Source organism: Streptomyces sp. NBC_00557 (assembly GCF_036345995.1).
Lineage (GTDB): Bacteria > Actinomycetota > Actinomycetes > Streptomycetales > Streptomycetaceae > Streptomyces.
The window spans coordinates 4,387,161-4,407,490 of record NZ_CP107796.1 but is presented as its reverse complement, the minus strand read 5'-3'; the positions used below and the strand labels follow the sequence as shown (position 1 = coordinate 4,407,490).

The 20,330-nt window shown below is 71.9% G+C and carries 18 protein-coding genes; 7 read left to right on the top strand and 11 right to left on the bottom strand.

Annotation, left to right across the window (positions count from 1 at the left end):
• Positions 1 to 38 precede the first annotated feature (38 nt).
• The gene (locus OG956_RS18970) at positions 39 to 836 is read left to right on the top strand and encodes an AraC family transcriptional regulator (protein ID WP_330339155.1); all 798 of its coding nucleotides are present in this window, start codon (positions 39 to 41) and stop codon (positions 834 to 836) included.
• On the opposite strand, the gene OG956_RS18965 is transcribed toward OG956_RS18970, so the two are convergent.
• The 3 genes from OG956_RS18965 to mshA form a co-directional block, all read right to left on the bottom strand.
• Positions 815 to 2,476, bottom strand: coding sequence for a glycosyl hydrolase family 28-related protein (locus OG956_RS18965; RefSeq protein WP_330339154.1), 1,662 nt, complete (start codon positions 2,474 to 2,476; stop codon positions 815 to 817). The genes OG956_RS18970 and OG956_RS18965 overlap by 22 nt on opposite strands.
• Before the next feature lie 104 nt (positions 2,477 to 2,580).
• On the bottom strand, positions 2,581 to 3,081 hold the full coding sequence (locus tag OG956_RS18960) for a YbjN domain-containing protein (protein ID WP_330339153.1): 501 nt from the start codon (positions 3,079 to 3,081) through the stop codon (positions 2,581 to 2,583).
• Positions 3,074 to 4,411, bottom strand: coding sequence for a D-inositol-3-phosphate glycosyltransferase (mshA, locus tag OG956_RS18955; RefSeq protein ID WP_330339152.1), 1,338 nt, complete (start codon positions 4,409 to 4,411; stop codon positions 3,074 to 3,076). The genes OG956_RS18960 and mshA overlap by 8 nt, the downstream gene beginning before the upstream one ends.
• A 171-nt stretch (positions 4,412 to 4,582) precedes the next feature.
• Between mshA and OG956_RS18950 the strand changes: the two genes are divergently transcribed.
• From OG956_RS18950 to OG956_RS18940, 3 genes are all read left to right on the top strand, one after another.
• The gene (locus OG956_RS18950; RefSeq protein ID WP_330339151.1) at positions 4,583 to 5,395 is read left to right on the top strand and encodes a class I SAM-dependent methyltransferase; all 813 of its coding nucleotides are present in this window, start codon (positions 4,583 to 4,585) and stop codon (positions 5,393 to 5,395) included.
• A gap of 193 nt (positions 5,396 to 5,588) precedes the next feature.
• A complete protein-coding gene (locus OG956_RS18945) occupies positions 5,589 to 6,656 on the top strand; it encodes an NlpC/P60 family protein (RefSeq protein WP_330342883.1) in 1,068 nt (355 codons plus the stop codon).
• Between the two features lie 319 nt (positions 6,657 to 6,975).
• The gene (locus tag OG956_RS18940) at positions 6,976 to 8,277 is read left to right on the top strand and encodes a PP2C family protein-serine/threonine phosphatase (protein ID WP_330339150.1); all 1,302 of its coding nucleotides are present in this window, start codon (positions 6,976 to 6,978) and stop codon (positions 8,275 to 8,277) included.
• A gap of 90 nt (positions 8,278 to 8,367) precedes the next feature.
• Here OG956_RS18940 and OG956_RS18935 read toward each other — a convergent pair whose 3' ends face one another.
• From OG956_RS18935 to OG956_RS18925, 3 genes are all read right to left on the bottom strand, one after another.
• A complete protein-coding gene (locus OG956_RS18935; RefSeq protein WP_443065576.1) occupies positions 8,368 to 8,706 on the bottom strand; it encodes a DUF2516 family protein in 339 nt (112 codons plus the stop codon).
• Positions 8,707 to 8,812: 106 nt separating this feature from the next.
• Positions 8,813 to 9,400: a hypothetical protein gene (locus OG956_RS18930; RefSeq protein ID WP_330339149.1), complete on the bottom strand. Its 588-nt coding sequence runs from the start codon at positions 9,398 to 9,400 to the stop codon at positions 8,813 to 8,815.
• Between the two features lie 77 nt (positions 9,401 to 9,477).
• A complete protein-coding gene (locus OG956_RS18925; RefSeq protein ID WP_330339148.1) occupies positions 9,478 to 9,945 on the bottom strand; it encodes a helix-turn-helix domain-containing protein in 468 nt (155 codons plus the stop codon).
• Between the two features lie 156 nt (positions 9,946 to 10,101).
• Between OG956_RS18925 and OG956_RS18920 the strand changes: the two genes are divergently transcribed.
• Both OG956_RS18920 and OG956_RS18915 read left to right on the top strand, forming a co-directional pair.
• Positions 10,102 to 10,974: a GNAT family N-acetyltransferase gene (locus OG956_RS18920; protein ID WP_330339147.1), complete on the top strand. Its 873-nt coding sequence runs from the start codon at positions 10,102 to 10,104 to the stop codon at positions 10,972 to 10,974.
• Between the two features lie 106 nt (positions 10,975 to 11,080).
• Entirely contained in the window at positions 11,081 to 13,450 is a 2,370-nt protein-coding gene (locus tag OG956_RS18915) for an excinuclease ABC subunit UvrA (RefSeq protein WP_330339146.1), read from the top strand.
• A gap of 67 nt (positions 13,451 to 13,517) precedes the next feature.
• Here the strand turns inward: OG956_RS18915 and OG956_RS18910 are convergent, their stop codons facing one another.
• The 4 genes from OG956_RS18910 to OG956_RS18895 all read right to left on the bottom strand — a co-directional run bounded on the left by OG956_RS18910 (position 13,518) and on the right by OG956_RS18895 (position 18,839).
• The gene (locus OG956_RS18910) at positions 13,518 to 15,674 is read right to left on the bottom strand and encodes an aminoglycoside phosphotransferase family protein (RefSeq protein ID WP_330339145.1); all 2,157 of its coding nucleotides are present in this window, start codon (positions 15,672 to 15,674) and stop codon (positions 13,518 to 13,520) included.
• 295 nt (positions 15,675 to 15,969) lie between these two features.
• Positions 15,970 to 16,866: a winged helix-turn-helix domain-containing protein gene (locus tag OG956_RS18905; protein ID WP_330339144.1), complete on the bottom strand. Its 897-nt coding sequence runs from the start codon at positions 16,864 to 16,866 to the stop codon at positions 15,970 to 15,972.
• A gap of 339 nt (positions 16,867 to 17,205) precedes the next feature.
• Entirely contained in the window at positions 17,206 to 18,006 is an 801-nt protein-coding gene (locus OG956_RS18900) for an HAD family hydrolase (RefSeq protein ID WP_330339143.1), read from the bottom strand.
• Complete coding sequence (locus OG956_RS18895) at positions 17,955 to 18,839, bottom strand: winged helix-turn-helix domain-containing protein (protein WP_330339142.1); 885 nt, start codon at positions 18,837 to 18,839, stop codon at positions 17,955 to 17,957. The genes OG956_RS18900 and OG956_RS18895 overlap by 52 nt, the downstream gene beginning before the upstream one ends.
• Before the next feature lie 134 nt (positions 18,840 to 18,973).
• Between OG956_RS18895 and OG956_RS18890 the strand changes: the two genes are divergently transcribed.
• Positions 18,974 to 19,141, top strand: a complete 168-nt coding sequence (locus OG956_RS18890) for a hypothetical protein (RefSeq protein WP_330339141.1) — start codon at positions 18,974 to 18,976, stop codon at positions 19,139 to 19,141.
• 17 nt (positions 19,142 to 19,158) lie between these two features.
• Here the strand turns inward: OG956_RS18890 and OG956_RS18885 are convergent, their stop codons facing one another.
• The gene (locus OG956_RS18885; protein ID WP_330339140.1) at positions 19,159 to 20,073 is read right to left on the bottom strand and encodes a winged helix-turn-helix domain-containing protein; all 915 of its coding nucleotides are present in this window, start codon (positions 20,071 to 20,073) and stop codon (positions 19,159 to 19,161) included.
• Between the last annotated feature and the right edge of the window lie 257 nt (positions 20,074 to 20,330).

The following is a 20,330-nucleotide window of genomic DNA, read 5'->3' as shown; positions in this document are numbered from 1 at the left end:
GCCGGGCGTCGTACGGCCCGGTCTTGTACGTTCTTTGCGTGGCCGCCCGGCAGGAAGTCAGCGCGTGGCGCCCCCGCGTTCCGGGCGTCACGGAGGTCTTCCACGCCCGCTTCACCGAGTACGCCTATCCGATGCACGTCCACGACGCCTGGACGCTGCTGATCGTGGACGACGGCGCCGTACGGTACGACCTGGACCGGCACGAGCACGGCACTCCGCACGACACCGTCACGCTGCTGCCGCCGCATGTGCCGCACAACGGCTCCCCGGCCACCCCGGACGGCTTCCGCAAGCGGGTCGTGTACCTGGACGGCAGCCGGCTCGGCGACGATCTGATCGGGCCCGCCGTCGACACGCCGGATCTGCGGGATCCGGTGCTGCGGCGGCGCGTGGGGCAGCTGCACGCGGCGCTGGCCCGGTCCGGCGACGAGCTGGAGGCGGAGAGCCGGCTGACGCTCGTCGGGGAGCGGCTGCGGGACCATCTGCGGCGCCGCACGGACCCGCCCCGGCACCGTCCGGACCCGGTTCTCGGCCGGCGGCTGCGGGAGCTGCTGGACGCCCGGGTGGTCGAGGGCCTGTCGCTGCAGGAGGCGGCGCGTGTGCTGCACGCCCACCCCGCCCACCTGGTGCGGGCGTTCAGCGGCGCCTACGGCATCGCCCCGCACCAGTACCTGATGTCCCTCAGGGTGGGGCGCGCCCGGCGTCTGCTGCTGGACGGGCTGGCGCCGGGCGAGGTGGCCGCGGCCGCCGGTTTCTACGACCAGGCCCATCTCACCCGGCACTTCAGGAAGCTGGTCGGGGTGACGCCGGGCCGCTATCGGGTCAGTTCCCGCTGAGCCTCGTACAGGTTGCGCGGGCGTACGGCGTCCGTGGTGCCGTACAGCTCCAGCCGGGAGTGCAGGTCCCCGCTGAAGTCGGGGACGTCGGTCTGGTCGAACTCGGTGACCGTGTTGAGGCCGACGGTGGCGGAGCAGGGCGCCAGGGCGTCGATCTTCATCAGGCCGGCGCGGCCGTTGGTGACCCTGATGTTCCAGTGGGTGAAGCGGGCGCCGAAGAGGGGCCCCGCGCTGGCGTCCCCGCCGTGCCGGCCGTTGTTGTTCACGGTGATGTCGGTGCGGATGTTCGCGAAGGGCAGGCCGCGGTGGCTGTCGAAGGTGCCCATCTCCATCCGGCCGCGTGACCACACGTTGTGCGAGGACAGTCCCTCGACGTTGATGCCGTGCAGCTGGGTGCCGGGCGGGGCCGGGACGGTGCGCTGCTCGAGGGTGAAGTCCTCGATCAGGTTGTCGTGGGAGCCCTCGCGGCAGAAGTACGGGTGGTGCGAGCCCCGGCCGGCCACCCGGGTGCGGCGCAGGGTGCAGGCGGAGGCGGCGACCAGGCCGAAGCCGTTGTCCACGTCGGTCACCGTGACGTCGTCCACCCAGCAGTCGTAGGCGCACTGCAGGACGACCCCGTTGTAGCCCTTGTCGAGCAGGTGCGGGGACTGCGGGGTGAGCACCGCCCGCAGGGTGAGGCCCTCGACGCCCGATCCGGTCAGTTCGGGGACGTGGGTGGTGAACCGGGGCTGCCACTCGGGGCGGAGGTCGAGCGGGAGGGGGCGTTCGAGGGTGATCCTGCGGCCCCGGACGCGGGTGATGCGGACCGGCCATTCGTAGGGGACGTACGACAGCAGCTTGGTCTTGTCGTCCCAGGAGTACGACGCCGGGCCCGGGCCGCCGCCCGCCATGTGCTGCAGCAGGGTGTGCGCCTCGTCGTCGGCGAGCCGGAGGAGGACGAGCCGGCCGGGGTGCAGCCCCCCGGGATCGGCGACGGTGACCGTCCACGCTCCCCGGGTGGCGGGTTCCACCGCCGTCAGCGCCGTCCACTCGTCCCGCTTGTTGCCGGTCCAGCCCTCGAAGGGCCAGGCCCGGGACCGGATCGCGGCCACGAGCGCGTCCCAGCGAGCCTTCGGGGCGAGCCATATGAGCCCGCCCGCCCAGGACCAGGACGACTTGTCGCCGCCGTAGCGGGAGCCGTACACGCCGATCAGCTCGGTGAGGTTCCTGGTCGCGTACAGGGTGGTACGGCCGCTGCCGGCGCCGCGCAGGACGACGCCCGAGTCGCCGATGCGGATCAGGTCGTCGATGCGGAAGGTGCCGGGCGGGAGGGTGACCGTGCCCCCGCCGGCCCTTCCGGCGGCGGCGAGGGCACGGTTGATCGCGGGCGCCGAGTCGGTGGTGCCGTCGGGGACGGCGCCGTACTCGGTGGCGTCGGCGAAGTGGCGGGGGCGGGGCAGGCCGGGTGCTCCGCCGCGGCAGCCGGCGCGTCCGACGTAGGGGATCTGCGGGTGGGTGAAGGGCGAGCGGATGAACTCGCCCCAGATCTGCGGTACTTGGGGCCGATCGGCGGCCGCCGCCCTGGCCGTGGTGGTCGCGCCGAGCGCCACGGCCGTGGCCGCGGTCAGCAGGGTCCGTCTCGTGAGGTGTGTGCCGCTCATGTCCACCCGCCTCTTCGTATTCACGAATATGAACGACGTTCAGGAATGCGTTGGCCGTGAGCATGCCACTCCCTACGGGTGGTGGGAAGGGGTCGTGCGATACGTCAGTCGGTCGGGCGCTCGATCAGGTGCTTGAACGCGTCCAGGTTGCGCGTGGACTCCCCCCTGGACACCCGCCAGGCGTACTCCTTGCGGATGGAGGAGGCGAAGCCCAGTTCCAGGAGCGTGTTGAAGGCGCCGTCGGCCGCTTCGAGGACCTGTCCGAGGAGGCGGTCGATCTCGTCGGGGGTGACAGCGGCGAGCGGCAGGCGCGCGGTGACGTAGATGTCGCCGAGGCGGTCGACGGCGTAACTGACGCCGTACAGCTTGAGGTTGCGCTCCAGGAGCCAGCGGTGGACGCCCGCCTCGTTCTCGTCGGGGTGCCGGATGACGAACGCGTTCAGCGACAGGGAGTGGCGGCCGACGAGGAAGGAGACCGTCGTGGACAGCTTGCGGGTGCCGGGCAGCTTGACCACGTAGTTTCCGGGCTCGGGGCTCTCCCACTCCAGCTCGGCGTCCTTCAGGACGCCTTCCAGGACCTGTCCGGCCTTCTCGACATCACCCATGGTGGGAGCGTACGCGACGGCGGTGGGCCTGGGTCGCGGCCGTGTAGACGTCCGCGGTCTCGACGGCGGCCCGGTCCCAGCCGAAGCACTGCGCGTGCCGGGCGGCGGCGCGGCCCATCCGGGCGGCCAGGTCCGGCTCGTCGGCGAAACGGCGCAGCACGCGCGCGTAGTCGGCGGGATCGTGGCCGCGGACGAGGAACCCGGTGTCGCCGTCGCGCACCGCCACCGGCAGGCCGCCGACCGAGGCCGCGAGCACCGGCGTGCCGGTCGCCTGCGCCTCTATCGCCACCAGCCCGAAGGACTCGCTGTAGGACGGCATGACCAGCACGGAAGCGGCCCGGAACCAGTCCGCGAGCTGCTCCTGGCCGACCGGCGGGCGGAACCGTACGACGTCCGCGATGCCCAGCCGTGCGGCGAGCTTCTGCAGTCCCTCGGGTTTGGCGAGCCCGCTGCCGCTCGGGCCGCCGACGACCGGGACGAGGATGCGGGAGCGTAGTTCCGGGCGCTCGTCCAGCAGCACCGCCACCGCCCGCAGCAACACGTCCGGGGCCTTCAGGGGCTGTATGCGGCCCGCGAAGAGCGGGATCAGGGCGTCCTGGGGCAGGCCGAGGCGGGCGCGGGCCGCGGCGCGGCCGTCGGCGGGGCGGAAGCGGTCGAGGTTGACGCCCGGGTGCACGACGGCGACCTTCGCGGGGTCGGCGGCGTAGTGCCGTACCAGCTCGCCGGCCTCCTCGTCCGTGTTGGCGATGAGCCGGTCGGCGGCGGCCACGATCTGGGTCTCGCCGATGACGCGGGCGGCGGGCTCGGGGGTGTCGCCGTCGGCCAGGTTGGCGTTCTTGACCTTGGCCATGGTGTGCATGGCGTGCACCAGGGGGACGCCCCAGCGCTGGGCGGCGAGCCAGCCGACGTGGCCGGAGAGCCAGTAGTGGGAGTGGACGAGGTCGTAGTAGCCGGGGCGGTGGCCGGCCCAGACCTGCATCACGCCGTGCGTGAAGGCGCACAGCTGGGCCGGCAGGTCCTCCTTGGCCAGGCCCTCGTAGGGGCCGGCGTCGACGTGCCGGACCAGCACACCGGGGGCCAGGTCGACGGCGGGGGGCAGTCCGCCGGCCGTGGCACGGGTGAAGATCTCCACCTCGATGCCGTGCGCCGCCAGCCGCTGGGCCAGCTCCACGATGTAGACGTTCATGCCGCCGGCGTCACCGGTGCCGGGCTGGTGGAGCGGGGAGGTGTGCACGGAGAGCATGGCGACTCTGCGGGGCCTGCGGTGCAGCCGGAGCCGTGGCGCGGCCGACGGGGAGCGTCGCCCGAGCCTGCTGACGTACTGGCTCACGTGGCGGTCCTCTCCTTGCTGCGGGCATGCCGGACGGAGGACCGACCTCGCCCTCCGAACAGGTCCAACAGTGCCGGGACCCCGGGCCATTTCCCGATCACGGCGCTTTACCCAATCATTACCGTCGGTCGAGCAACCGTTCGATGCGCCGGGCCGCCTACTCTCGTACGTATGACAGCCCGCGCCTCCCGCCGGCCCGTGGGAACCATCACGCGCGGGACGACCAACCCCAACCGGCTCCGCCGCATGGACCGCTGGATCGCGGCCACCCACGGCGCCGAACTGCGCCGCGCCGCGGCCCCCCTGGCCGTCGACCTCGGCTACGGCGCCGCCCCCTGGACCGCCGTGGAACTGCTCGGCCGGCTGCGGACGGCCGCGCCCCGCACCCGCGTGACCGGCATCGAGATCGAACCGGCGCGGGTCGCGGCGGCGAAGGCGTACGAACGGGAGGGGCTGACCTTCCGGCACGGCGGCTTCGAGGTGCCCGTACCCGGGCGGCCGGTGCTCATCCGGGCCGCCAACGTGCTGCGCCAGTACGACGAGGCCGAGGTCGCCGCCGTGTGGGCGCGGCTGTGCGCGCGGCTCGCCCCGGCCGGCGACGGCTCGCGCGGCGGGCTGCTGGTCGAGGGCACGTGCGACGAGATCGGGCGGCGGCACGTGTGGGTGGCGCTCGGCCCGGAGGGGCCGCGGACCGTCACCTTCGCCACCCGGCTCGGCTCGCTTCAGCGGCCCTCGGACCTCGCCGAGCGGCTGCCGAAGGCGCTGATCCACCGCAACGTCCCCGGCGAGCCGGTGCACGCCTTCCTGCGGGACTTCGACCGCGCCTGGGCCGCCGCCGCGCCCTTCGCCGCCTACGGCGCCCGCCAGCGCTGGATGCGCGCGGTACGGGACCTGACGGCCGACTGGCCGGTGACGGACTCCCCCGCCCGCTGGCGGCAGGGCGAAGTGACCGTGGCGTGGCAGGCGTTGGCGCCCCGGAACTGAATCACCCGTCCGGGGCCGGCGGGAGGGAACGAACCTCGTGCGCCGTTCGTCACATCGGCGGGGAGATCGTCGGACCGGGGCGGCCATCAGGGGGAAGAGCACATCCGACCTCCTGTCGTTTTGCGGCGCGACGTGACACCATCCCCCCGGAGTCGTGAAGTTACTGACGGTAAATCAGTTGGGGGCATGTGCGATGGGCTGGGGCAAGCGCAGCGTTCTCTCGGCCGCCGTGACGGTGGTCTGCGCCGTGACCGTGCTGGGAGCGCCCGGCACGGCCTTCGCCGCCCCGGCGCCCCGCCCCAGCACCTCGCCGACTCCCCCGCCGGGCAAGGACCTCGAGAAGGTCCGCGAGGAGCTCGACCGGCTCTACCACGACGCGGCCGTCGCCACCGACGCCTACAACGCGGCCGAGGAGAAGGCCAAGCAGCAGTCCGCCCGGATCGACGCGCTGGCCGGGAAGATCGAGGAGGGGCAGCGGCGGCTCGCCGGGCTCAAGGACCGGGCGGGCGCGGCCGCCCGCGAGCAGTACCGCACCGGGGGCATCCCGCCCACCGCCCAGTTCCTGCTCAGCGACGACCCCGGGCAGGTCCTGGACGGCGCCGGACTGGTCCTGCAGGGCCAGCGGGCGACGAGGACGCTGATGAGCGAACTGGCCGGCACTCAGAAGCAGTTGCGGTCGTACGCCGCAGACGCCGCCGACCGGTGGAAGAAGCTGGACGCCGAGCGCCGGGCCAAGGCCGCCGCGAAGAAGCGGATCGAGCGGCAGATCTCCGCCGCCGAGAAGCTCGAGTCGCAGCTGGAGAAGAAGGACCGGGAGCGGCTCGCCGAGTTGGAGAAGCAGGCCGCGCTGAAGGCGCAGACGCGCTGGCTGGACACCGGCATCCTCAAGCGGATCCACGGCAGGGCGTCCGCGCAGGGCGAGAAGGCCGTCGCGTTCGCCGCCGCCCAGCTCGGCAAGCCGTACGTCTGGGGCGCCGAGGGCCCGAAGGCCTACGACTGCTCCGGCCTGACCTCCCAGGCCTGGGCGGCGGCCGGCCATCCCATCCCGCGCACCTCGCAGGAGCAGTGGAAGCAGCTCAAGCACATCGGCATCACGGACATGCGCCCCGGCGACCTCATCATCTACTTCGACGACGCCAGCCATGTCGCCCTCTACATCGGCGACGGCACGATCATCCAGGCCCCGCGCCCCGGACGGGACGTGACGATCGCGGGCGCCGGCTCGATGCCGATCCTGGGCGTCGTACGGCCGGACGCGTAGGCCTCGCGGCCGCGCGGCGGAGCCGCATGGCGAACACAGTCCCGCGTCCCTCGGTGCGCCCACGTGACGTACGCCATGTGACCCACCCCACCGCCAAACCCCGCCCAAACCCCGGCCGGACGTGAGCTTCGTCATTCCCGCACCTCCGGCAGCCTGTCCAACTGCGGTACGGAACGCGGCATATGACAACGGCCTGCGCGGGAGCGACGCGGCTCACACCATTCCATCGGGGCGCGACCACCCGCTATGGTCCCCGTCGGCGGCATCGAGACCCTCGGCGCCGCCCGTGCCCTCGGGGGGAGGGAAGGAACCCAAGACGATGCCCGTACCCGTACCGCGGCAGAGAGCGATCCCGGCCGTGGAGAGTGGTCAGGCTGAGGCCGCCTCCGCAGTCGGCGGCCCCCTCAAGGAAGAGGCTCACCGCGACGCCGCGCCCACGAGTGGCGGCGGCGCCACTCTCACCCTGCTGCTGATCGAGGACGATCCGGCCGGCTCGCCGATCGTTCCCGACCTGCTGGACTCGGCCGGCAAGCCGATCCGCGTGCGCACCGCCCGCAACCTCACCGAGGCCGAGCGGCTGCTGACCGACGACGTGCACTGCATCCTGCTCGACCTGGCGCTCCCGGCGCCGGGCCGCGGCGACAGCGACGACGAGCTGGCCGTGCTCAAGCACGTGCTCCGGCTCGCGCCCCGGCACGCCGTGCTCGCCCTGACCGCCTCCGGCGACGCCGAGCGCGGCGCCGAGGCCGTACGCGTCGGCGCGCAGGACTACCTCTTCTGGGACGAGCTGGACGGCCGGCTGCTCAGCCGCGCCATCCGGTACGCGGTGGAGCGGAAGCGTTCCGAGACGGCCGAGCGGCGGCTGGCGGAGGGCCGGCTGCGCGCGCAGGAGAACCGCCGGCTGGAGCGCGGCCTGCTGCCCACGCCCCTGCTGGAGGGCTCCTCGCTGCGCTTCGCCGCCCGCTACCGCCCCGGCCGCTCCCGGGCGCTGCTCGGCGGCGACTTCTACGACGCCGTGCGCACCCCCGACGGCACCGTGCACGCCATGATCGGCGACGTCTGCGGCCACGGCCCGGACGAGGCCGCACTCGGCGTGGAGCTGCGCATCGCCTGGCGGGCGCTGACCCTGGCCGGCCTGTGCGGCGACGAACTGCTCGGCACGCTGCAGCAGGTGCTGGAGCACGAGCGGGCCGACGAGGAGATCTTCGCGACCCTGTGCACGGTGGACATCGCACCCGACGGCCGCCACGCGGGCCTGTGCCTGGCCGGACACCCGGCCCCGCTGCTCGCCCGTCCCGGCCGGCAGGCCCGCCTGCTGCCGTACGACAACAACGGCCCCGCCCTCGGACTGCTGCCCGGCGCCCGCTGGCCGCGGATGCAGGTGGAGCTGGGTTCCGAGTGGAGCCTGATGCTCTACACCGACGGCCTGATCGAGGGCCGGGTCGGCGAGGGCGGGGAGCGGCTGGGCCAGGACGGCATGGTCGCGATGATCCGCCGGCAGCTGGCCGAGGGACTGCGGGGGGAGGAACTGCTGCGGGCCGCGGTGAGCGAGGTGCGCGAGCTCAACGGGGGCGAGCTGACCGACGACGTGGCCGTGGTGCTGCTGGACCGGGCGCCGTGAGCGCAGTCTCGCCGTAGGGGGTGGCTCGTCGTCGCCGGGCGGCCCCGGGGCGGAGGTCTCCGCCCTCGGGCGGCCCAGGCGGGGAAGTCTCTAGCGGCCGCCGTTGTACGGCCCGTACGGACCGTCGCTGCTGCTGCCGCGCCCGCGGCGGCGGAACCCCCTGCCGCCGGACACCTGCTGGAGCGCCGGGCGGACGTCCACGAAGAAGACGATCGTGGCGACCAGGCCCGCGAGCTGCAGGAACAGCATCGGGACGAAGAGGTTCACGGCGACCGCGATGCCCAGGATGATCAGCCAGAAGCCCTTGTTCTGCTTGTCCGCGGCGCGGTACGCGTCCTCGCGGAAGATGGCCGCCATCACGAACGCCACGATGGCGAGCGCCAGCATGGCGGTGAAGATCAGCCACATCACTCCGCCGACTGCCGTCATCAGCACAATGCCCACCACCCGAGTCGAGTCCGTACAGCCACCGTACCCGTACAACGGGCCGGACACCCCCAAGGTGCCCGGCCCGTTGTGACCTCGCCGCCGCCGGTCACTTGTCCGACGGCGTCGTCTTCTTCGGGGTGGTCGTCTTGCGCGGGGCCGGAGCCTTCTTCGCCGCCGGCTTCCTGTCGGCGGAGTCGGCCTCGGCCGGCTTCGGCTCGTGCTTGACCTCGCCCGGCTCGGGCTTGCCCTCGACGGCGACCGCGATGTCCTCGATCTCCTCGGCGGCCTCGCCGCGCCAGTGCTTCACGGCCTGCTCGCCCTGCTCGGCGACCTTCTCGTAGGCCTCACGCGCCTTGACGGCGTACTCGGCCGCGACGCCGACGCCGCGCAGCGCGAGGTCCTGGGCCTGCTCGCCGAGCTTCTTCAGGTCGACGTCGAGGGTGCCGAGGAACTCGTTGACCTTGTTCTGCAGGGTCTCCTGCGCCTCCTTGGCCCGGGCGGCGGCCTTCTCCTGCACGGCCTTGGGGTCGGTGTTGCGCACGGCCTCGATGCGGGCCGGCGCCTCGGCGCGCAGCTGCTCGACCAGGGCGGGCACCTTCCTGGCCTGCTTCAGGGCGAGGTCGGCGGTGCCGGCGGCGAAGTAGAGCGGAGTCGGGTCGCTGAGGGTCTTGCGCAGGTCGTCGGTGATGGCCATGGTGATCAGGTCCTCCCGGATTCGCGTTCGGCTGAGGTGGTGTGGTCCGCGGTGGTACGGCCGGCGCCCTGGTCCGGTTATCCGGCCGTACGCCGCGGGTCCGCGTCGGCATCCGGTCCGTCGGCCGCGCCGGAGTCCACGTCCGTGTCCTGGGCCGGGTCCCCGGCCTCCTCGCCCGCGGCGGGCTCGCCGACCCCGAATCCGTTCTCTTTCCGGAAGGACTCGTAGATCTGGAGCAGCACCTGCTTCTGCCGCTCGTTCAGCGAGGGATCGGCGAGGATGACGGCACGCGTCTCCACCTCGTCCCGGTCCCGCTCGGCGTCGAGGATCCCGGCGCGGACGTACAGCGTCTCGGCGGAGATGCGCAGGGCCTTGGCGACCTGCTGCAGCACCTCCGCGCTCGGCTTGCGCAGCCCGCGCTCGATCTGGCTCAGGTAGGGATTGGACACCCCGGCGGCGTCGGCGAGCTGCCGCAGCGACAGCTGGGCGTTACGCCGCTGCTCGCGCAGGTACTCGCCGAGATTGCCGACGTTCAGTGATGCCATGCCTCCACCTTGCCCCACCGTCGCTAACTTTTGCAAGCACCTGCTTGCAAAAGTCTGCCGCGCACTACGCGACCAGAAAGGCCATGGCTCGGCGCGGGCGGGCTGTCACGGCCCCGACACGGTTCGCCTTCCCGGAGACGGGGCAATCCCTCACCCATGCGCCCCGACGACTGGCACCTCACCGAAGACGTCGACGACTTCCTCGCCCGCGCCGGGGACTTCCTGCGCTCACGGCCCGGTGCGCACGTCATGGCGCTGACCTGGGCAGAGAGGGTGCGCAGGCGGGGGGCGGGGGCGTTCTGCGCCGGGGACCCCGTCTTCGGTGTGCTGGAGCCTGCGGGCGAGGTGTGCGCCGCCTTCTACCGGCTCCCGCCCCGAGGGCTGGGGCTGACGCCGCTCACGTCCGAGCAGGCCGACGCCCTCGCCGCCCGGCTGGCCGGCCTCGGGCACCGGCTGCCCTCCGTCGGCGCGGACCACGACAGCGCCGCCGCGTTCGCCGAGGCCTGGCGGCGGCACACCGGCGCGACGGCGAGCCCGCGCGGCCCGCGGCTGCGGCTGTACCGGCTCGGCACGCTCACCCCGCCGGAGCCGATGCCCGCCGGACGGCCCCGGGTCCTGGGCGAGCAGGACCTCGAAGAAGCCATGTTCTGGTGCGGCGAGTTCGCCAGGGCCGTCGGGGAGGACGTGTCCATCGACGCGGGCACGTGGGCCGGCACCCGCTTCGCGGACAAGCGGTACACCCTCTGGGAGACCCCGGACGGCGTCCCCGTCTCGGTAGCGGGCATGAACCCGCTGATCGGCGGCCAGATCCAGGTCGACGTCGTCTACACCCCGGCCCACCTGCGCGGCCGCGGCTACGCGGGCGCCGTGACGGCGGAGGTGAGCCGCGCCGCGCTGGCCGCGGGCGCGCGGGACGTCGTACTGTTCGCCGACCTGTCCAACCCCGCCAGCAACGCCCTCTACCGGCGCCTCGGCTATCGCACGCTCGCCGACTGGGCGGTGTACGACTTCACCGGCCCGCAGGGCTGACCGGCCGGGCGCGCTCACACCGCCGGCTGCGCGCGGGTGGGACCGCCCGCGAAAACGTCAGAATCGGAGAAGCGCCGGCCGGGCCGCCCCGGTTACCGTGACCGCCATGGACGACGCCATCGCACCGCACGCCGCCGACCGACACGACCTGATCCGGGTGCACGGCGCCCGGGAGAACAACCTCAAGGACGTCAGCGTCGAGATCCCCAAGCGCCGGCTGACCGTGTTCACCGGTGTGTCCGGCTCGGGCAAGAGCTCCCTGGTGTTCGACACCATCGCCGCGGAGTCGCAGCGGCTGATCAACGAGACGTACAGCGCGTTCGTGCAGGGGTTCATGCCGACGCTGAACCGGCCCGAGGTCGACGTGCTCGAGGGGCTGACGACGGCGATCATCGTGGACCAGCAGCGGATGGGCGCCGATCCCCGCTCCACCGTCGGCACCGCCACCGACGCCAACGCGATGCTGCGCATCCTGTTCAGCCGGCTCGGCAGGCCGCACATCGGATCGCCCAAGGCGTTCTCCTTCAACGTGGCCTCGATCAGCGGCGCCGGCGCGGTCACCGTGGAGCGCGGCGGGCAGCAGGTGAAGGAGCGGCGCAGCTTCAGCATCACCGGCGGCATGTGCCCGCGCTGCGAGGGCCGGGGCACGGTCACTGACCTCGACCTCACCCAGCTCTACGACGACTCCCTCTCCCTCAACGAGGGGGCGCTGATGATCCCCGGCTACAAGACGGGCGGCTGGAACTACCGGCTCTACACGGAGTCCGGCCTGTACGACCCGGACAAGCCGATCCGGAAGTTCACCAAGCGGGAGCTGCAGGACTTCCTGTACAAGGAACCGACCCGGATGAAGATCGCGGGCATCAACATGACCTACGAGGGTCTGGTCCCGCGGATCCAGAAGTCGATGCTCGCCAAGGACAGGGAGGGCATGCAGCCGCACATCCGGGCGTTCGTGGACCGTGCGGTCACCTTCACCGTCTGCCCCGACTGCGAGGGCACCCGGCTCACCGCGGCGGCCCGGTCCTCGAAGATCGAGGGCGTGAGCATCGCGGACGCGTGCGCGATGCAGATCAGCGACCTGGCCGAGTGGGTGCGGTCGCTGTCGGAGCCGACGGTCGCGCCGCTCCTGGCGTCCCTGCGGCACACCCTCGACTCGTTCGTGGAGATCGGCCTCGGCTACCTCTCCCTGGACCGCCCGGCGGGCACGCTGTCGGGCGGCGAGGCGCAGCGCGTGAAGATGATCCGGCACCTCGGCTCGTCCCTCACCGACGTCACGTACGTCTTCGACGAGCCGACGATCGGCCTGCACCCGCACGACATCCAGCGGATGAACGAACTCCTGCTGCGGCTGCGCGACAAGGGCAACACCGTGCTGGTCGTGGAGCACAAGCCGGAGGCGATCGCGATCGCCGACCACGTCGTCGACCTCGGTCCGGGCGCCGGTACGGCGGGCGGCACCGTCTGCTTCGAGGGCACCGTCGAGGGCCTGCGGGCGAGCGGCACCCTGACCGGCCGGCACCTCGACGACCGGGCGACGGTGAAGGACACGGTGCGCAAGCCGACGGGCGCCCTGGAGATCCGCGGCGCGACCACGCACAACCTGCGGAACGTCGACGTCGACATCCCGCTGGGCGTGCTCTGCGTGGTCACCGGTGTGGCCGGCTCCGGCAAGAGCTCGCTGGTGCACGGCTCGATGCCGGCGGACGCGGACGTCGTGTCGATCGACCAGACCCCGATCCGCGGCTCGCGGCGCAGCAACCCGGCGACGTACACGGGCCTGCTGGAGCCGATCCGCAAGGCGTTCGCCAAGGCCAACGAGGTCAAGCCGGCGCTGTTCAGCGCGAACTCCGAGGGGGCCTGCCCGAACTGCAACGGCGCCGGGGTCGTCTACACCGACCTGGCGATGATGGCGGGGGTCGCGACGACCTGCGAGGAGTGCGAGGGCAAGCGGTTCCAGGCCTCGGTGCTGGAGTACACCCTGGGCGGTCGGGACATCGCCGAGGTGCTGGGGATGTCGGTGACCGAGGCGGAGGAGTTCTTCGCCACCGGCGAGGCACGGGTCCCGGCGGCCCACAAGATCCTCGAGCGGATGTCCGACGTCGGCCTCGGCTACCTCACCCTGGGCCAGCCGCTCACCACGCTCTCCGGCGGCGAGCGGCAGCGGCTGAAGCTGGCCACGCACATGGCCGACAAGGGCGGTGTCTACGTCCTCGACGAGCCGACGACCGGCCTCCACCTGGCCGACGTCGAACAACTGCTCGCCCTCCTCGACCGCCTGGTCGACTCCGGCAAGTCGGTCATCGTGGTCGAACACCACCAGGCCGTCATGGCCCACGCCGACTGGATCATCGACCTCGGCCCCGGCGCCGGCCACGACGGCGGCCGCGTCGTCTTCGAGGGCACTCCGGCAGACCTGATCGCCGCCCGGTCGACCCTGACGGGGCAGCACCTGGCGGCGTACGTGGGGGCGTGAGGGGGCGGGGCCGAGCGGTCCGGGCGGGGAGCGCACCCCGCCCGGGCCGAACGGCACCCGGCAGGGCCTAGGCCAGGGCGCGGGCCAGATACGGGTTCGCCGTGGGGCGCACGGGCAGGCCCAGGGAGCCCTTGGCCGCGGCCAGGGTCATGGCGTAGGAGTCGACGGCCCGGCGGACGTTGGGGGCGTCCAGGCTGGCGCCGGTGACCAGGCGGTCGAGGTCGACGTAGGCCGAGCGGACGATCTCGATCCACCGGTAGACCCGCCAGTCCTGCTGCCAGTCGCGGGTGTACTCGGGGGGCATCAGGGCCTCCCAGCGGCGGAACATCCGGTCCCGGATCTCCGGCCGGGTCGGCGTCAGATGCATGTGCCGGACCAGGTCGTACAGGGGGTCGCCGACGGTCGCCAGCTCCCAGTCGATGAGGGTGAGCGCGAGTGCGTCGTCGCGGCGTACCAGGTTCCAGGGATTCAGGTCGCCGTGCAGCAGCGTCGGCTTCCGCGGGCTCACGCCGTGCCGGGCCAGCATCTGCCGCAGCCGGTCCGCCTCGGGCAGGCCGAGGAGGCGGGCCAGCTGCTGTGACTCCTTGGGCAGTTTCCGGACCAGCGCGACGAGCTGGTCCGCCAGCCAGCCGTAGAAACCGAAGTCCCGCTCGGCGGCCGCCGGGTCGAGCTTGGTGTAGTCCACGTGCCTCAGTGCGCACAGCTGCTCGACCAGCCGGTCCGCCTCGTGCGGGAGCAGGCCGTGCACCGGGTGCTCGGGCGGCCGGTTCGTGTCGAGCGGGCCCTCGTAGGTGTGGATGGCGAAGCTGTCCTTCCGGAATTTCCCGGGATAACTCTCGCCCAGGGCGAGAACCCGCGGCGCCGCCACCGGAACCCTCGAGTCCTCGATGGCCCGCAGCACCGCGTGCTCGCTGAGAAAGCTCCGCTCGCGCCGGCAGACGTTCGCCACTTTACGGCGCACCACCACGGGAAATTCGATTCCGGGGACCCGGACCACGGAATTGAGGTGAGCGGTTCCCTTGAACACGCGTCCGGCCGGTGCGGCGCCCTCCGCGTGCAGTGCCGCGTGGACCGCCGGGTAGGGAAAGTCCTCGCGTTCGGGCACGCGCTTGTCCGGGTTCCAGGACGGGGCGACGAAGGCGGAGAAGAGACCGTCGCGCGTATTCTCCCGGGAGATGCGCCAGCGGAACAGGATCCGCTCGATCTCCGTCTCGCTGGGCAGACTGCGCAGGTTCAGCGGCTCCTGGGCCGCCTCCAGGGCACGGCGCACCTCCCCCGTGGCATGGTCCAGCCCCTTCTGGTCGAACGCCTCGTCCAGGGAGATCGCGGCGCGCATGACGTCCGGGTACACCGACTGGGCCTGCTCGAAGGCGATGTAGTGCCGCAGGTCCTTGGCCAGACCGTTGACCGCCCCCGGGCGGATCCGCTGCATGGCCTCGGCCCAGGCGTCGATCACCTCCGGCCACTGGTGTCTCGGATACCGCATCCGCACCAGATGGGTCGCCAGGTCGTGCAGGGGATCGCCGTAGGTCGCCAGCTCCCAGTCGACGCAGATCAGGGGAGGGTCCCCGGCGTACGTCATGATCAGGTTGTCGCGGTGCAGGTCGGCGTGGAGCAGGCTGTACGGCCTCCGCGCCATCGGCGGTACCCGCTCGGCCAGGCGGAGCAGCGCGTCCTCCGGGATGCCCAGCGCCGCGAACAGGCCACCGAACGCCTGCCAGTTGGGCCGGCGGATCTGCCGGTCGGCGAGGTGCGCCAGCGTCTGCAGAAAGCCCTGGCTGTCCTGGTCGTTGCTGGGCCAGCCGGCCGGCAGTGGCGGCAGCGCGCCCCGGCGCACCTGGGCCATCTGGGCGAGCAGCCCGGCGAGTGCCTTGATCAGCAGCGTGTCGACGGGCTTGCCGTCGGCGCAGACGCGGGAGAGCGGTACGCCCTCCACATAGCTGTGGATCGCGAACCCGTCGCCCTCGGCCAGGCACTCCGGTACATGCGGCAGGGCGCTCTTGACCGCCCGCAGGATCTCTGCCTCGTTCTGCCAGGTCCTGATCACCACCGGCAGCGCCTTCGCCCGCCGGATCCGTACCGTCACCCAGGTATCGGGGTCCCGCCCGAGGAGGTGCGCCAGGGGGACGGTGAGCGCCGTCCGGTAGTTCTCGTTGTGGTGACCGCTGGTCCGCTCGCCCTGCCGGGTGGCGAGATCGACGAAACTCTCGTACAGCGCCTGCACTGTGCCGGGTCCGGCGCGTTCCCCGCGAATGAGGCGGGGAACGTCAGGTGCGCCCACTGGCCGCTCCGAATTGCTCGCGCTGGTGGAAAGTATGGCAAACGATAAAACGCGGTGTCTTTCCGCACGACCGGAACCGTGGTCGAGTAGCCACAACGGGTGTGTCTGGCGCTCGGTTACGCATCAGGCCGCCTCGGGTCGGCACGATTGCCGTCCCGTACGTACGAACGGGAGCAGTTGCTCATGCGGTGCGCGCATGCTACAGCACAGCGCTCGACGCTCTCTCGAACGGCGTGGCCTACTGCGGCGCGGACTTCGCGGCCTCGTCCGTCAGCAGGTGCCAGGTGGCCTCGAACCACGTCGTCATGCTGTCGACGAAGGTCGTTCCCGGCGAGTCCTTCCGGCCGTCGCGGACGTGGTGCGTGAGGGTCGCGCCGAGTCCGAGGACGTCCACCGCGGCGACCTCCTCGTCGGTGTCGAGCATCACCGGACGGACGATCGGGATGTACAGGCCGTGCAGCACCTCGGAGCGGTTGATGACGTACAGCTTGAACATGGGCGCGATGGGCGCGTGGCGGAACGCGTACTCCACCTCGGGGACGAGCCCCTCGCGCCGCAGTTCGCCGAGGACCTTGCCGAGCGAGGCGACGTGGGTCTCGGCGATGCCCCGCAGCCGTGCTCGCAACCGTGCGTCGTCCGTGCCGTCCACCGCCCGCGGGTAGGGCAGGGCGTCGATCGCGGACGGGAGGATCAGGCGCAGCGCGATCCGCCGGGGGGCGATGATGCCGGCGCGGATGCGTTCGGCCTGCAGATGGATGTGGGTGTCCAGGCTCTCCGACGTCAGGGTGTAGATGTCCATCGTGACTTCGGGCTGCTCGAACGCCTCGGCGATCAGCGGACCGAGGGTCAGCTGGCGCCGGGACCGGCTCGCCCGGGGCGTCGGGGAGTGGACGCGCTGGTTCCTGACCACCCGTGAGCCTTTGCCCTGCCGGGACTCGATCCAGCCCTCGCTGCGCAGCACCCGCAGGGCCCGCTGCACGGTGTCCCGGGAGACCTGGAACTCCTTGGCCAGCATGGACTGGGTGGGCAGATAGCCGTCCACCGGATAGAAGCCGTCGGCCAGCCGCGCCCGCAGTTCCTCCGTGATCTGGAGGAATCTGCGGCCGTCGGTCTCGTCGTGCCGCTCCGCCGCCACAGGGGGTACGTACCTCCGGCGAGTCGGCGGCAAACCCGGCCGGGCAGTCAACCAGACAAGTCAACTGCCCTTGTTACTGGATCTACTTGGCCGGGCATGCTGCCACAAGCAGTCAAGTCAGGCAGTCAACCGCGCAAGGCCGGGCGGTTGACCGGTTGCCGGGACCCGCGGGGGAGGAAGCCGTGACGATACATGTGCTCGGGTTCGACGTGCAGATCGACGACCTGGCTCAGCTCCTCCTCTGGGCCGCGGGAGGGGTGGCGTCGCTTACGGCGTGGATCCGCGGGCGGGCGCGCCGCAGCAGGGCGGCCGAGGCGCCGGACGCCGGGCGCCCGGCGGTCACCGGCTCCACAGCACGCGCAGCAACGGCTCCAGCGAACGGACCACGTGCGCGGCTCCGGCCTCCCGCAAAAGCTTCCCCTTCTCTGCGTTACGCGCGTAGCCGAGAAAGCGCACGCCGGCGCCGCGCGCGGCGGCGAGGTCGGACGGCGAGTCGCCGATCATCAGGGCCGCCGAGGGGGCGGCGCCCATCGCGACGAGCGCGCGGTTGAGGCAGTGCGGGTCGGGCTTGAGCAGCTGCAGATCGGCGGTGCGGCCGTAGATGTGGGGGGCGAAGCAGCCGGTGAGGCCGCGGTCGTCCAGGTAGGCGGTGACCACCTTCGGGGAGTTGTTGGTGGTGATGGCCAGCCGGGCGCCCACCGCGGACCAGGTGCGTATCAGGGGGTCGGCGTAGGCGGTGGGGTGCGCGGAGCCGGCGGCCCGCAGCTCCTCCTGGGTGAGACGTTCCTCCAGCTCGGTCACCAGGTCGCTGCCCGGGTGCCGCAGGTCCACGGCGCGCAGCACCTCGTGCGGGTCCAGCGAGCCGCGTTCGGAGTCGCTGAGCAGATTGTGCAGCCCGCGCCCGGCCAGCCACTCCACCAGCCCGGTCGCCACCCGTTCGGCCTTGTGCCGCGCGAAGAGCCGGCAGATCGGTCCGTCGAAGTCCCACAGCACCACGCGGGCGTTCTCGATCAGATCCCGGAGCATCTCGATCTCGCTCGCGCTCTGTCCGGTCTGCGTCGTCTCAGTCTGCGTCGCATCAGAAGTCACTAGGAGAGTGTCAGGTCCGTCGTGATGGTTTCCCAGAGGGCGTCGAACCACTTCTGCGATTGCTCCACGAACGCCGCGTCCCGCTCGCCGGCCCGCTGCTCGAAGGAGAACAGCAGCGACTCCGAGCCCAGCGTGTCGTACATCTCCAGCGTCTCCCCGCTGTCGGTGGACTCCTCGCGGCGCGTGATCATGTAGTGCGCGAACAGCGCCTCCACCCCGTTGAGCAGGTACAGCTTGACCGGCGGGGTGAACGGCAGCGCGCGGAAGGTGACCTGGACGTCGATGTCATGGGTGGCGCGCAGCGCCTGGAGGTTGTACTGCAGCACCTGGCCCTGGGCGTTGCGCATGGCCAGCCAGCGCTGGTGCACGGCGTCGTCCTCCTCGCTCCCGGCGTCGACCGAGACCGGGAAGGCGAGGTTGATGTCGCGGGACGGCAGCAGGATGCGGGCGTCGATCCGCTCCGGGCGCAGCCGGCCCTCGTGGATCAGGCGCAGCGGCTCGCCGAGGGCGGGGATCAGGCTCTGCGCGGTCAGGCAGACGGCGTCGATGCGCACGTGCGGCGCCGAGAACGCCTCGGTGAGCCGGGGCGCGAGCGCCACCATGGTGGGCTGCGGCTCGCCGCGCGGCGCGGACGACTCGGCGACCCGGGGCGGGCTGCCCTTGCTGACGTCCGCGAGCAGCCCCTCCTCCTGAAGGGCGCGCAGCGCCTGGCGTACGGCGCCCCGCTCGACGCCGAACTCCCCGGCCAGCTCGGCCTGGGTGGGCAGGCGCTCGCCGGGACGCAGTTCCCCGGTGCGGATGCGCCGGCGCAGGGCGTCGGCGATCTCCTGGGGGGTGAGCCTCCTGCTGCCGTTCACTGCCACATGCTCCTGAGTCACGACCAAACGCTACAACTCTGACCCATCTTTGGGGAGTTGCCGGGAAGTTGTTTATGAACCATGACCAAGTGGGGACAACTTAGATGGAGTTGGTTGCCAACTTTTGCAAGTTGGCCAATCTTCGGAATGGGGGAACCGCCGTGCCTGCCCTCGCTCTCCTCGTCGAGCAACTCGTCCAGTGGAAGTTCGGTCTCGCCGGTGCCGCCGGACTGCTCCTGATCTCCGTCGGCCTCGAGACCAGGAGTCACAAGGCCGTCTCGGCCGGCGCCGTCCTGCTCGCCGTGCTCCTGGCGGGCCCGGCGCTGTAACTCCCGCGCACCGCGCCCTAGGTACTGAGCAGCAGCTCCGAACTGATCGTCTCCCACAGCGCCTCGAACCACCGTCGCGACTGCTCCACGAACGCGTCGTCCCGGAGCCCGGCACGCCGCTCGAAGGCGAACAGCATCGAGCGCGTGCCGTCGGCGTCGTACAGCTCCAGATGCTCGTGCTCGATCTCCCGCTCGCGGCGCCGCAGCGTGTAGTACGCGAACAGCGCCTCCGACCCGTTGAGCAGATACAGCTTGACCGGCGGGGTGAACGGCAGCGCGCGGAAGGACACGTGCACGTCGATGCCGTGCGTGGCGGACAGGGCCAGCAGGTTCTGCCGCAGCACCAGGCCCTGCGCGTTGCGCTGCACCAGCCAGCGCCGGTGCAGCAGGCCGTGGTCGTCGGCGGCCACCGGCGCCGGAAAGGCGAGATCGATGTCCCGGCTGGGCAGCAGCACCCGCACATCGATCTTGGCCGGTTTCAGCCGCCCCGCGTGGATCTGCCGCAGTGGCTCGCCGATGGCCAGCGTGAGCGAGACCGAGGTCAGACAGAGCGCGTCGATCCGCACGTGAGGGGCGGCGAAGGCCTCCGCGATCCGGGGAGCGAGACCGACCATGGTGGGCTGCGGCGGCGCCGCGGGGCCGGCCGGCATACGGGCCGGTGCCGGCACGCCCGCCACCGTGGCCGGGCTGCCCTTGGAAACGTTGGTGAGCAGGTGCTCCGACTGCAGGATGCGCAGGGCCTGGCGCACCGCACCGCGCTCGACGCCGAACTCGTCGGCCAGCTCGGCCTGCGTGGGCATGCGCTGGCCCGCCCGCAGCACACCGGTCCTGATCCGGCTGCGCAGTTCGTCGGCGATGTCGCGGTGGGACGGGTGAGGCCGCTGCGACCTCGTCCGTCCACTGGCGGAGGCGTGCTCCGGGTCCACGGACAAACACTACAACTTCCCGCCAAGTTGCGGCAGTTCTGTGATAGCTGGTTATGAGCCGCTTCCCAACGGACATAAGTCAGGTGAAGTTGGCTGCCAACTTGCACAACATGGTCAAGCTTCCCAGTGGTTGGCCGACCGGGCTCCCTTCCGGAGGGGAGCCGGGAGCCCGGACAGGGGACGGCCACCGAAGCGCACAGTCACAACTGAACACGACATCGCACAGCCACAACCGAACAACGCAGCACAGCCACAACTGAACA

Excerpts from the sequence above, each read along its gene's own strand:
- OG956_RS18915 (WP_330339146.1), top strand. The coding sequence starts at position 11,081 with ATGGACGACGCCATCGCACCGCACGCCGCCGACCGACACGACCTGATC.
- OG956_RS18920 (WP_330339147.1), top strand. The coding sequence starts at position 10,102 with ATGCGCCCCGACGACTGGCACCTCACCGAAGACGTCGACGACTTCCTC.
- OG956_RS18940 (WP_330339150.1), top strand. The coding sequence starts at position 6,976 with ATGCCCGTACCCGTACCGCGGCAGAGAGCGATCCCGGCCGTGGAGAGT.
- OG956_RS18925 (WP_330339148.1), bottom strand. The coding sequence starts at position 9,945 with ATGGCATCACTGAACGTCGGCAATCTCGGCGAGTACCTGCGCGAGCAG.
- OG956_RS18950 (WP_330339151.1), top strand. The coding sequence starts at position 4,583 with ATGACAGCCCGCGCCTCCCGCCGGCCCGTGGGAACCATCACGCGCGGG.
- OG956_RS18960 (WP_330339153.1), bottom strand. The coding sequence starts at position 3,081 with ATGGGTGATGTCGAGAAGGCCGGACAGGTCCTGGAAGGCGTCCTGAAG.
- OG956_RS18945 (WP_330342883.1), top strand. The coding sequence starts at position 5,589 with ATGGGCTGGGGCAAGCGCAGCGTTCTCTCGGCCGCCGTGACGGTGGTC.
- OG956_RS18930 (WP_330339149.1), bottom strand. The coding sequence starts at position 9,400 with ATGGCCATCACCGACGACCTGCGCAAGACCCTCAGCGACCCGACTCCG.
- OG956_RS18935 (WP_443065576.1), bottom strand. The coding sequence starts at position 8,706 with ATGACGGCAGTCGGCGGAGTGATGTGGCTGATCTTCACCGCCATGCTG.
- OG956_RS18965 (WP_330339154.1), bottom strand. The coding sequence starts at position 2,476 with ATGAGCGGCACACACCTCACGAGACGGACCCTGCTGACCGCGGCCACG.